Consider the following 12,168-nt stretch of genomic DNA (forward strand, 5'->3'; position numbering starts at 1 on the left):
GTTGATTCGTACTGAAGAATTGCTGCTTAATGTGGGACCACAGCATCCCAGTACACACGGGGTGTTCCGGATTATAGTCAAGCTAGACGGTGAAGTCATAACCGAAGCCACACCTGTAGTTGGATACTTGCACCGGGGAACCGAGAAGCTGGCTGAGGATTTGACCTATACCCAAATCATCCCTTATACGGACCGAATGGACTACGTATCGGCGATGACCAATAACTATGTGCTGGTGCATGCAGTTGAGACCCTAATGCAACTGGAAATTCCGGAGCGCGCGCAATATTTGCGTCTAATCGTAATGGAGCTGCAGCGTGTTGCCAGCCACATGGTATGGTGGGGAACCTATTTGCTCGATATCGGGGCGATGAGTCCGTTTCTATTCGCCTTCCGTGATAGAGAAATCATTATCGATCTGTTCAATGAGCTGTGTGGAGCGCGTCTAACATACAACTACATGCGTGTTGGTGGAGTGAAATGGGATGCGCCGGAAGGCTGGATTGAGAAAGTTCGTAACTTCATCCCTTATATGAGAGAGAAGTTAAAAGAATACGATACCCTAGTATCGGGTAATGAAATTTTTCTTGGTCGTATCAAGGGAGTAGGCCAATATGATGCTCAGACGGCCATTGATTATGGGCTCAGTGGAGCCAATCTGCGTTCTACAGGCGTCAAGTGGGACTTGCGTAAAGACCAACCATACAGCATCTATGATCGCTTTCAATTCGATGTGCCAGTGGGCAAGAATGGGGATTGCTATGATCGCTATTTGGTCCGCTTGGAGGAAATTCATCAATCTCTTCGCATCTTGGAGCAAGCTGTTGAACAATTCCCATCGGATGGCGACATCATGGGTAAAGCTCCTCGTATTCTCCGGGCGCCGGAAGGTGAAGTGTATGTTAGGATCGAATCTCCTCGGGGAGAAATCGGTTGTCATATTGTATCCAAAGGTAAAGACAAGCCATATCGCTTAAAGTTCAGAAGACCTTCTTTCGTTAACCTGCAAATTTTGCCGAAACTGTTAGTCGGTCAATCCATGACAAACTTGATTACGATCCTTGGCGGAATTGACATCGTGCTCGGGGAGGTTGACTGTTAATGTTTGGGATTCTCGAAGAGCAACTGACGTGGACTAACTTCGGCATTATGCTTTCCCTTGGCGTGCTGATGTTATTATTAGTATTAGGCTTTGTTACTTACGCCATTTACTTTGAGCGCAAAGTCATTGGTTGGATGCAATTCCGTATCGGCCCTAACCGTACGGGTCCCTTAGGGTTATTACAGTCGGTTGCAGACGTTCTTAAGCTATTGATCAAGGAAGATACGATACCTCGTCAAGCCGAACGGGAATTGTTCATACTCGCACCGATCATTACGTTTGTACCATCATTCGTGGTTTTGGCCACATTCCCTTTTACGTCTACTTGGCAATTCGCTGATTTGAACGTTGGGATCTTGTATTATGCAGCCTTGTCGAGCATTTCGACGATTGGGATTGTATTAGGCGGCTGGGCGTCCAATAACAAGTACTCTTTGTTAGGCGGTATGCGTTCCGCGGCCCAAATGGTCAGCTATGAGATTCCTCTTGTGATCTCTGTTATCGGTGTAATCATGATGACGGGAAGCTTGAATCTTCGTTTAATCGTTGAAGGTCAGCAAGGTTGGTTCTGGGATTGGAACTTCATTCCGCAAATTCTCGGGTTAGTTGTATTCGTAATTGCTGGTGTTTCGGAGCTGAATCGTACCCCATTTGACCTGCCAGAAGCAGAATCAGAGTTGGTAGCTGGATACCATGTGGAGTACAGTGGATTCCGCTTTGCCTTCTTCATGCTGGCAGAGTATGTGTACGTGTTTGCGATATCCGCATTAACAACTATTTTGTTTTTCGGCGGCTGGTATAGTCCCTTTCCGTTCTTGGACTTCATCCCAGGCATTATCTGGTTCTTGCTGAAATTCTCGTTCTTCGTATTCTTCTTGTTCTGGCTGCGTGCCACCTTACCTCGGGTTCGTGTAGATCAGCTCATGGGGATCGGTTGGAAAGTGCTGCTGCCTTTAGCCTTGGCCAACGTATTTCTGACGGCGATTGTATTGGAGTTCTTACGATGAATTCAATGACGAATGGGGTGAACACCTAATGAAGGGCATTATTAAAGGACTTGGACTTACATTAAAGACGATGACTCAGAAAAAAGTGACCTACGGTTATCCAGACGTTCCTTTGGAGCTGCCTGACCGATTCCGGGGAATCCAATATTTTGATCCTGAGAAATGTATTGTATGTAATCAGTGCGTACGGGTTTGTCCAACCGAATGCATTACGCTAACCGGTAAGAAGAACCCTGACCCGGAGAGTAAGATGAAGCTCGTTATTGAGACCTACGATATTAACTTTGAGATCTGTATTCTATGTGATTTGTGTACAGAGGTTTGTCCAACAGAAGCGATTGTGATGACGAACAATTTCGAGTTGGCCAGCTACAGCCGTGATGAACTGTACAAGGACATGGATTGGCTGCATGATAACAACAAGAATGTCCGCAAAGAGAATAACAACGCGGCTTTGCCTAAAGGGGGAGCGAAGAAGGATGCTGGATAATTTGGTTGATTTCTTCTCCAGCGGGGCCAATATCGGTTTTTTCATTTTCGCATTATTCGCCATAGGCGGAGCGATCTTTATGATCAGCTTTACCAAAGTCGTTCATATGGTCGTTTCGCTTGCGGTTACCTTTATTAGCTTAGCTGGTCTGTACGTGCTGTTGAATGCGGAATTCCTTGCTTTTGTTCAAATCTTGATCTATGCAGGCGCCATCTCGATTCTGATGATATTCGGAATTATGATGACCCAGCACAAGCGAGAGGATGAACCATCCAGTAATCCTGTCCATCAAGTACTGCTTGGGCTTGGTGCATTAATTCTGTTCGGTGTCATTTTCTATGCCATCCAGCAAGCGACATTTCCACAAGCGGATATCCCTCAAGTCCAAGACAACACACTTGAAATCGGGAAGCTACTGTTTAACAAGTATGTGATTCCGTTCGAGCTAGTGTCCGTCCTTTTGACGGTAGCCTTTATTGGAGCCATCGTCTTGGCTAAGCGGGAGGAGGATTAAGCGATGAGCGATACGATTCTGCCTTATTTAACGTTAAGCGCGATCCTGTTCTGTATTGGCCTGTACGGCGCATTATCCAAGAGAAATGCCGTCATTGTGCTTCTGTCCATTGAATTAATGCTCAATGCAGTGAACCTGAACTTGGTTGCTTTCTCCAAAATGGGTGTGAACCCCTCGATGACGGGACAAATTTTCACCTTGTTCAGCATGACAGTAGCGGCTGCAGAAGCAGCGATCGGGATTGCGATTCTCGTGTCTCTCTATCGGAATAAAGGGACGAGTGACGTGACAGAAATGGATATTATGAAGAAATAACTTTGTACTTGCAAGCAAAGCAACTTACCTTGCTTATGCGAAGTAATCTTGCAGATACAAAGGCTAAGTCAATGCTTTCGAAGTGACTTTGCTACGCAAAGTCTAAGTTAATGCTTTCGAAGTGACTTTGCTACGCAAAGTCTTAAGGAGGAAAAAAGCAATGGAATCCTACTCACAATTAGCTTGGCTCATTCCGCTGTTCCCGCTGGCAGCTTTTCTAGTGTTGATTGCCTTCGGCCGTCAGTGGAAAGAGCTTGGTGCCTATGTGGGCATAATCGCGACGCTAGCCTCCTTCGTCCTGTCACTCTTGGTCTGGATTGAACGACTGGGTGACAATGTAAACAACTACTCGTGGAACTCACTCGAGTGGATCAAGGTCGGCGATGTCTCGATCCGCATGGGATTCGAGATCAACAATCTCAACGCGCTAATGTTGCTTATTGTCTCGCTTGTTAGTTTGCTTGTGAACCTGTATTCCAAAGGCTACATGCAAGGTGACGATCGTAAGACTGTATTCTTCAGTTATGTGGCGCTATTTACGTTTGCCATGCTGGGTGTAGTGATTTCAGAAAATTTGCTCGAGCTGTATATTTTCTGGGAGCTTGTAGGATTGGGTTCCTTCCTGTTAATCGGTTTCTGGTACTTTAAACCTGAAGCGCGGGCTGCAGCGAAGAAAGCATTTATCATGACGCGAATTGGGGATGTAGGCTTATTTATCGCCATACTCTTACTATTCTGGTATGTGCCAAGCCATTCTCTTGATTTCACCAGCATTCATAATGCTCTATCCGAACAACAGATTCCTCAGCATATCATTAATTGGATTGCCGTTCTAATCTTCATCGGAGCAATTGGTAAGTCTGGTCAATTCCCGTTACATACCTGGTTGCCTGATGCCATGGAAGGGCCTACTCCAATTAGTGCGCTGATCCATGCTGCGACAATGGTTGCGGCCGGAGTGTATTTGGTGGCGCGAACCTTTGATATCTTCCAGGCATCGCCAATCGCCTTAGATCTGGTCGCCTATGTGGGAGCATTCACAGCCATCTTCGCCGCTACAATCGGGGTTGCACAGAATGACATTAAACGTATACTGGCGTTCTCAACAGTGAGTCAACTCGGTTATATGATGATGGCGTTAGGAATTAGCGCTACCGTTACAGCCGGTATGTTCCACTTGTTTACACATGCGTTTTTCAAAGCTTTGTTATTCCTTGGTGCTGGTAGTGTCATTCATGCTGTACATACTCAGAACATCCACGAGATGGGTGGCCTAAGCCGTAAAATGAAGATTACCACGTGGACATTTGCCATTGGTACGTTGGCACTGTCCGGGATTCCTCCTTTCTCAGGCTTCTGGTCTAAAGATGCCATATTGGCTGAGGCTTTTCATAACGGGCGTTATGGATTGTTCGTGATCGGACTAGTCGCCGCATTCTTCACAGCTTTTTACATGTCCCGATTATTCTTCCTAGTATTTATGGGCAAATCGCGGAATAACACAAATGCACATGAATCTCCATCAGTTATGACTATCCCTCTCGTCATTCTGGCTGTTCTGGCCTTCGGCGCGGGTTTCGTGCAAACACCGTTTAGCGGATGGTTCGGAGAATGGTTGACAGGTCAAGAGGCGGGTCATCACGAAGGAGCAGCACTTGTTATGATACTCTCGACCCTGGTCGGGCTGCTTGGAATTGGACTCGGTTACCTGATGTATGTCAAGAACACTATTTCCAGGGAAATAATTTCTGGGCCTGCACCTTGGTTACTGCAACTCGTTCAACGTAAATATTACATCGACGAAATGTACCAGATCATAATTGTAAAGCCGCTCAAAGGAATAGGTCATGTACTAAATCTGTTCGACGTGTATGTAGTGGACGGTATAGTGAGGTTGTCCGCAGCTGCTGTTACCGGGTTGGGTAGAACCGGTTCACGCTTGCAGAATGGTCAAGTACAAACATACGGCCTTATTACATTACTAGGGCTGTTAATTCTAATGCTGGCGCTTGTCGGAAGGAGGTTCATCTAACATGCTGGATAACTGGCCTATACTATCGATGATCGTCTTCTCCCCAGTGCTCGGTATTCTTGTTCTTCTATTTGTGCCCAAACACAAAGGACGCATGCTGAAGACAATAGCGATTATAACAACGCTTGTGCCTCTTTTGTTATCGGGACTTCTGTATGCTGATTTCAAACAAGATACGGATGAGATGCAGTTCAAGGAAGAAGTGAATTGGATCCAGATTCCTCTTAACAAAGAAGTCGGGGAGATCAGTTCGCTCCAGAGTTTCTATTATGAATTCAATTACACGATGTCGGTTGATGGATTATCTCTTCCTCTTGTGTTCCTCACTGCGCTCGTGACAGCGATGGCTGCATTAGCGTCTGTGCATCTGAAGAAACGGTGGAAGTCATTCTACATTTGGTTTTTGTTGCTTGAGGTAGGGATGTTCGGGGTATTTATGGCCCGGGATCTCTTCATGTTCTTCTTATTCTTCGAGCTGACGCTTATTCCAATGTTTTTCCTCATAGGAATATGGGGGTACATGAATCGAGAGAAAGCAGCGAACAAGTTCCTGATCTATAACGGAATTGGATCGGCGATCATGCTGCTTGCCTTTCTGATTCTTGTGAATACCGCGGGGTTTACGTTAGAACAGACGGAACAAGGAACTAACTTTTTCTATAGTGGCAATGTGGATGTGATTAGTAAAAATTTGTTCCAAGATCCTGAATCCTTCGTTAATGCAACCGAGGAAGTCATTCCGGACAACCCTTTCTATTTGAGTGATACTTTGAAATGGTCCCTGTTCTTCATGCTTCTAATAGCCTTTGGCATTAAGCTGCCGATTTTCCCGTTCCACACGTGGATGTTGAAGGTGCATAAGGAAGCACATCCGGCTGTAGTTATGATTCACTCCGGTATCCTGCTGAAGATGGGTGCTTACGGGCTCATTCGTTATGGGATCTTGCTCTTTCCTGTACAAGCGAAGGATTGGGCAGTGGGCTTAGCCGTGCTCGGGGTTGTGAATATTTTATATGGAGCGATCCTGGCTTTCCGTCAAAAGGACCTGAAGCTGATACTTGCCTACTCCAGTATTAGTCATATGGGAATCGTACTGGTAGGAATCGCCGCATTCAATGAGATCGGGATGCAAGGTGCGATCTTCCAACTCATTTCGCACGGACTGATTTCAGCGCTTATGTTCTTAATTGTTGGGAGCTTATACGAACGCACGCAAACGACCGAAATCAATCAGCTGGGTGGATTATCTGCCTCAATGCCGTTTATTTGCGGGATACTAATGCTTGCGGGAATGGCTTCTCTGGGGCTTCCGCTGTTGTCAGGGTTTGTAAGTGAGTTCTTATCGTTCCTAGGATTGTTCGATACTATGCCAGCGATCACGATCGTGGGTGCACTAGGCATTATTCTTACAGCGGTGTACGTGTTAAGAGGGATTCTCAAAGTGAGCTACGGCCCGATCTCAGAGCCTTTCAAGCAATTGAGGGATGCTCGTCTCATCGAAGCCGTGCCGATGATCACACTGGCCGCTTTCATTATCTTGTTGGGCGTTTACCCGGCGGTACTAAGCCAAACCTTACATTACACCGTAAGCGGGTTCGACCAATGGATTCAAAGTATTGCGAAGGTGGGGGGATAGAACCATGGATCAGCTAGAACGATTACACTTGGCCGACTTGGCCCATCTCGCGCCTGAGCTCACCTTGGTCATCGCCGCGATCATACTATCCTTGTTGGATTTGGTCCTGCCCAAAAAACAGAACCGAAACATTATTGGATGGCTCGCTTTAGTGAGTATTGCAATTTCCATCGTGTTTGTAAGTTTGCAGATCATCGCGATTAATCCGATTGATGAGCTTACGAACAAGATGACCTCTGGCGAACCTATTGAGCTATTAAGCCAGAGCTTCCGAGTAGATGATTTCGGGAACTTATTCAAGCTTCTGCTGCTTGCTGCAACAGGCTTGATTATTCTAATGAGTCTCGGTTCAGTTAAAGAAGAAGAGATTCCGCACAAAGGGGAATTTTATTATTTCTTCCTGCCTGCTGTTCTAGGTGCAATGATTATGGCGTCTTCGGGCGATCTGATCACTTTGTTCATCGGGCTGGAGCTGTTGAGCATTACCTCTTATGTGATGGTAGGCATGCGCAAAAAGGATATGGCTTCAAATGAGGGAGCCTTCAAATACGTCGTATTGGGCGGTATTTCGACGGCCATTATCTTGTACGGAATGTCCTTTCTGTATGGTATCAGCGGCACAACGAATATTATGGAAATTAACATGGCGATTTCCGAAAACTTCAGCGAATTTGAGCCGATCATTTACTTGGCTTTCTTCCTATTGCTCGCTGGATTCGGCTTCAAGATTGCTGCAGCACCTTTCCATACGTGGGCACCGGATGCTTATCAGGGAGCGCCTTCGCCGGTCACCGCTTTTCTGGCTGTCATATCCAAAGCGGCGGGGTTTGCACTCATCTTCAGGGTGCTGTACAACGTCTTTGGCCTAGGTGCCATCCTGCAGACCGATATTCATAGCGATGTATTCCTCGGGGTTGCTGTACTAGCCGCGATTGCAATGATTGTCGGTAATGCGCTCGCACTGCGTCAGAAAAATATGAAACGGTTGTTAGCCTACTCTGGGGTCGCGAATGCCGGATATTTGCTAGTACCGATTTCGTCCCAATACGGGATTGTCCACTACTCCAACTTTTCAGAATTCTTCTTCTACCTGATCGCTTACTTGTTCATGAACATCGGGATGATCGCGGTCTATATGATGGTCAGTGAATCGACCAAGAACGAGGATATTTCTGCTTTTGCTGGGTTGTACTATCGCGCGCCTTATACCGCTGTTGCCGCCGTTATCTTAATTTTGTCTCTGGCGGGGTTACCGGTTACTGGCGGATTCTTTGGAAAGCTGTATATCATGCTAGGCACTTTGCAGGTTCACAAGTACTGGTTAGCCGCAATTCTGATCGGAACAAGTGTGATTTCATTCTACTACTACTTTGGAATCATACGACAAATGTTCATGCGCGCCACGTATCACGAGTCTGAATTCGAGTCTAAAGTTCCGGCTCAAATTACGGTATGGATCTGTGCAGCTGCTACACTAGCATTAGGGGTATTTCCTCATATTGTGCTGGGGTGGATTGAGAATATTTTCAGCCTGCCATATGACTTTTTTATCCGATAAGAATGCCGATGTTTTCGCAGGAAGAGGGCTCTCCGATTAAGGAGAGCCTTTTGTGTTTAATCATTATTACCTAGCTTTCTAGATATAAGTTTATAATAGTTACATTTTGGTTACATATGCTTTAACTATGAGACTTTGAGAAGAAACTTTGTTACAATAGATAGGATGCAACAGGAAGACCATTATTTTTTCAGCAAGGAACCCCTTAAATGGCACACAATAATCGAGTATTTCTGCAGATGGGTCTCCTAGTACTCTTTCTTCTTCTATTATTTAGCTTTACCTCACTACGAGACTATTCAAATTATAGAGGATCTTCATCTCCTTCCCTAGCTTCGACTGATGAGTCTGCTTTAGAAGGGAAGTCTTCCACATGGCTGATTAAATGGAAAGACCAACCTGACGCTGATTTTGCTGCATGGAGCCAAGTAATCCGTACAAACCCTGAATCTGGCACGATTGTGGCTCGACCGGCGCCCGGTGTCAGCGAATCCGAGTGGGTTCACCACTGGAGTCATTCGGAGTCCGTACAATACATAACGGATAATCAATCCTTTGAGATATTCGCAGCGATAACCCCTAACGATCCATTTGTGAGTCGGCAGATGTATCTGGAGCAGATTCATGCTTCCGAGGCATGGGCGCAAGTATCCGCTAATGATTCGATAGTTATTGCACTGGTTGATACAGGGGTTGATCTGGATCATCCCGATCTGAAAGGAAACTTGGTCCCGGGTAAAAATTTAATACAGCGTAATCAACCTCCAAGAGACGATAATGGACATGGAACCAAAGTAGCGGGTGTCATTGCTGCTTCTGGGAATAATAACAAAGGCATCAGCGGTTTGTTATGGAAAGCCAAGATTATGCCGATTAAGGCATTAGAGAAGAACGGCAAAGGTGATGAGGATAAGCTAGGGGAAGGAATTCGTTATGCGGTTGACCATGGAGCCAAAATTGTTGTGTTATCCGTGGGACTGCTTCGCAACGATCCATTCCTCATGGAGACGGTCAAATACGCGGAGGATATGGGTGTCTTGTTAGTGGCGGCAACCGGAAACGATGATGGAGCCTTGGTACGCTATCCTGCTGCCTATCCTAGCGTCCTGGCTGTAGGCGGAGTTCGCATCCATAATCAAGTAGAGCCTCGCTCCAGCTACGGGACAGAGCTCGATTTGGTAGCGCCGTGGTCCGTGTATACGACCGCTATGTTCGGCAGGTATGAATATGAGGAAGGCTCCTCGATGGCTGCGCCTCAGGTTGCAGCAGCAGCAGCACTCGCCTGGACTCGCAATCCTTCCTTGAAGGTACATGAAATACGCAATTTACTGCGTCAGACAGCCGAGGATATCGGGCAGCCCGGATGGGATATGTATACCGGTTATGGATTGCTCCGTGTAGATCGAGCAGTGTCTCAACTCTATGTGAACGATATGTACGAACCGAATGACAATCAAGCGCAGGCCAAGTCTTTTCCGCTTAATTCCATGCTAATGGGTGAGCTTAGGGATGGGCTGGATGCTGATTGGTTTATGCTTGAGGCTCCTTATGAGGGAAGTATTCGATTTGAGATAAACTCAAGTAATCCGGTTCCTGTGAACACAAGATGGGTTCATTATTCAATCGATCATCCTGAAGGCATTCCTTACACCATAAACGCTGGGAGCAGCTTGGAAGTGGATGTAAGTAAAGGGGGGCACCTGTTCTTGCTAATACAGGATACTCCCGCCTCGAAGATAGCATGGACATATCGAATCACTAATACATTTCACATTGGAAGCGACCCGTTCGAAGACAATGACCGTTCATACAAAGCCTACAAGATGGCTCCTCGGAATCAATCGATAACGGGCACATTTCACAAAGAAGGCGATCAGGACTGGTTCTCCATGACATTAGAGCAATCTGGGATTGTTAATCTCAGGCTGACATCAGACACGAATCGAATGGATTTAATACTTAGGGTGCAGCAAAGAGGAGGCAACCTCATGACCATTGATCAGAATGGGGATGGGGAATCCGAATCTTATAGGCTGGAGGCGTTCGCTGAGACCTATTATTTTCTGGTTGACAAAACGAATAGTCAGCAGGTTAATGGTACTTACACATTAGAAGTTCAGTATGAAGGTCGTGTATTGGATGCAAACGAGCCAAATGACAAGTCATTTCAAGCAACCTTGCTTGGTAATGAGTACGAGTTAGAGGGTGTCATTGACCGAAGTGATTCGTTAGAGGATATTGATTGGTTTAAACTTCAGGTAACGGAAGAGAGCTTATTGCAGCTGCACCTAAGGGACATTCCTACCAATCGAAGGATGAATATGGTCCTTCATAATGCCTCGTTAACTTATGTTACCTCTGTTGAGAATAGGCTCGGGGAGACACAAATTGATTTGGTTCACCCGATCTCTCCAGGGACGTATTATGTGAAGCTTAGTGCCGATGCTAATTACAGAGAACAGGTATATCGAATTTCGGCGAAGATTGATTCTCTGATAAGTGGGTATATAGATATAGCTGGCCATTGGGCGCAGCAGGCGATGGAAGAGCTGAGCAGCAGTCAGATTATTTCAGGTTATGGGGACTATACCTTTCGTCCGGAGCGACTCGTTACCCGAGCTGAGGCTGTGAGCATGTTAGTTCGCGCTTTCGGGTATACCAAGCATAAGGCGATCGTATTTGCAGATTTACCCAATACCTTCTGGGCTTATGACGCTATCTCACTTGGAGCGCAGGCCGGAATAATCCAGGGCTACCCCGATAATACGGTGCGGCCTGATCAACCGCTTACTCGTATTGAAATGGCTGTCTTGTTTGCCAATGCTATGAAGATCAGCGGGAAACAGCGTGGCAATCAACCTTTTGAAGATGTTGGGACGGATCACTGGGCAACCCCCATCCTTAAGCAGATGAAGGCTGAAGGGTGGATAACGGGATTCGAGGATGGCACCTATCGACCAGACCAATGGAGTACGAGGGCAGAATTTGCAGTGATGTTAACACGTGTTTTGTCGAGGTAAGAGGAAAAGGAGCAACAAGGGATGGATGTAATGGATCGTGTAGAAAATTCGCTTGCTTTATCAGGATTAACTTATATCACGATTGTGCTGATATCCATCTTCGTCTCTTGGTGGAGCTTGCAGCAGTTTCGATTCGATTTGTTTCTGAAGCAGCCGAAGAGCGCTCCAGCCAAGGTTTTGCAAATCCTTCTCTCCATTGTGCTCGGGTATGAGGTGGCAAGATTCGTCATCGATTACTTTAATTGGTCTCAGCTTCTCCGAGGGATGTTTTAACTTGTCGAATAACATCCTTTTTTGTTGTCAACAATGGTAATAGGATAATAAACTTTTTTGGCTACCGTTCTAAAAGACGTTTGGTCTGCGAAGACTGTAACGGTAGAAAAGCGTACCAAGGAAGCAATTAACAGTTGTTTGAGCTTTTGGCACGATGCTACACTGTACGTTGGGTGTTTGAAGGTAAAAGGGGTAAACCAAAAAATATGGAACTCGCGGAG

The 12,168-nt window shown here is 46.0% G+C and carries 10 protein-coding genes; all 10 read left to right on the forward strand.

Annotation, left to right across the window (positions count from 1 at the left end; translation table 11 throughout):
• The first annotated feature begins 1 nt into the window (after window position 1).
• Window positions 2-1,102, forward strand: a complete 1,101-nt coding sequence (locus tag AC58QD_RS24650) for an NADH-quinone oxidoreductase subunit D (protein WP_497337673.1) — start codon at window positions 2-4, stop codon at window positions 1,100-1,102.
• Complete coding sequence (gene nuoH, locus AC58QD_RS24655; protein WP_497337674.1) at window positions 1,102-2,109, forward strand: NADH-quinone oxidoreductase subunit NuoH; 1,008 nt, start codon at window positions 1,102-1,104, stop codon at window positions 2,107-2,109. The genes AC58QD_RS24650 and nuoH overlap by 1 nt, the downstream gene beginning before the upstream one ends.
• A gap of 28 nt (window positions 2,110-2,137) precedes the next feature.
• Window positions 2,138-2,599: an NADH-quinone oxidoreductase subunit NuoI gene (nuoI, locus tag AC58QD_RS24660; RefSeq protein ID WP_497337675.1), complete on the forward strand. Its 462-nt coding sequence runs from the start codon at window positions 2,138-2,140 to the stop codon at window positions 2,597-2,599.
• Entirely contained in the window at window positions 2,589-3,113 is a 525-nt protein-coding gene (locus AC58QD_RS24665) for an NADH-quinone oxidoreductase subunit J (protein ID WP_497337676.1), read from the forward strand. The genes nuoI and AC58QD_RS24665 overlap by 11 nt, the downstream gene beginning before the upstream one ends.
• Before the next feature lie 3 nt (window positions 3,114-3,116).
• On the forward strand, window positions 3,117-3,428 hold the full coding sequence (nuoK, locus tag AC58QD_RS24670; RefSeq protein WP_497337677.1) for an NADH-quinone oxidoreductase subunit NuoK: 312 nt from the start codon (window positions 3,117-3,119) through the stop codon (window positions 3,426-3,428).
• A 160-nt stretch (window positions 3,429-3,588) separates the two neighbouring features.
• The gene (gene nuoL / locus AC58QD_RS24675) at window positions 3,589-5,460 is read left to right on the forward strand and encodes an NADH-quinone oxidoreductase subunit L (protein WP_497337678.1); all 1,872 of its coding nucleotides are present in this window, start codon (window positions 3,589-3,591) and stop codon (window positions 5,458-5,460) included.
• 1 nt (window position 5,461) lies between these two features.
• Window positions 5,462-7,096, forward strand: coding sequence for a complex I subunit 4 family protein (locus AC58QD_RS24680; RefSeq protein WP_497337679.1), 1,635 nt, complete (start codon window positions 5,462-5,464; stop codon window positions 7,094-7,096).
• A 4-nt stretch (window positions 7,097-7,100) separates the two neighbouring features.
• A complete protein-coding gene (locus tag AC58QD_RS24685; RefSeq protein ID WP_497337680.1) occupies window positions 7,101-8,654 on the forward strand; it encodes an NADH-quinone oxidoreductase subunit N in 1,554 nt (517 codons plus the stop codon).
• Between the two features lie 209 nt (window positions 8,655-8,863).
• The gene (locus tag AC58QD_RS24690) at window positions 8,864-11,674 is read left to right on the forward strand and encodes a S8 family serine peptidase (protein ID WP_497337681.1); all 2,811 of its coding nucleotides are present in this window, start codon (window positions 8,864-8,866) and stop codon (window positions 11,672-11,674) included.
• Window positions 11,675-11,695: 21 nt separating this feature from the next.
• Complete coding sequence (locus AC58QD_RS24695; protein WP_497337682.1) at window positions 11,696-11,947, forward strand: DUF1146 family protein; 252 nt, start codon at window positions 11,696-11,698, stop codon at window positions 11,945-11,947.
• Window positions 11,948-12,168 lie beyond the last annotated feature (221 nt).

The sequence above is a fragment of the Paenibacillus sp. J2R1T-4 genome, from assembly GCF_059692235.1.

Excerpts from the sequence above, each read along its gene's own strand:
- nuoH (WP_497337674.1), top strand. The coding sequence starts at position 1,102 with ATGTTTGGGATTCTCGAAGAGCAACTGACGTGGACTAACTTCGGCATT.
- nuoI (WP_497337675.1), top strand. The coding sequence starts at position 2,138 with ATGAAGGGCATTATTAAAGGACTTGGACTTACATTAAAGACGATGACT.
- AC58QD_RS24665 (WP_497337676.1), top strand. The coding sequence starts at position 2,589 with ATGCTGGATAATTTGGTTGATTTCTTCTCCAGCGGGGCCAATATCGGT.
- nuoK (WP_497337677.1), top strand. The coding sequence starts at position 3,117 with ATGAGCGATACGATTCTGCCTTATTTAACGTTAAGCGCGATCCTGTTC.
- nuoL (WP_497337678.1), top strand. The coding sequence starts at position 3,589 with ATGGAATCCTACTCACAATTAGCTTGGCTCATTCCGCTGTTCCCGCTG.
- AC58QD_RS24680 (WP_497337679.1), top strand. The coding sequence starts at position 5,462 with ATGCTGGATAACTGGCCTATACTATCGATGATCGTCTTCTCCCCAGTG.
- AC58QD_RS24685 (WP_497337680.1), top strand. The coding sequence starts at position 7,101 with ATGGATCAGCTAGAACGATTACACTTGGCCGACTTGGCCCATCTCGCG.
- AC58QD_RS24690 (WP_497337681.1), top strand. The coding sequence starts at position 8,864 with ATGGCACACAATAATCGAGTATTTCTGCAGATGGGTCTCCTAGTACTC.
- AC58QD_RS24695 (WP_497337682.1), top strand. The coding sequence starts at position 11,696 with ATGGATGTAATGGATCGTGTAGAAAATTCGCTTGCTTTATCAGGATTA.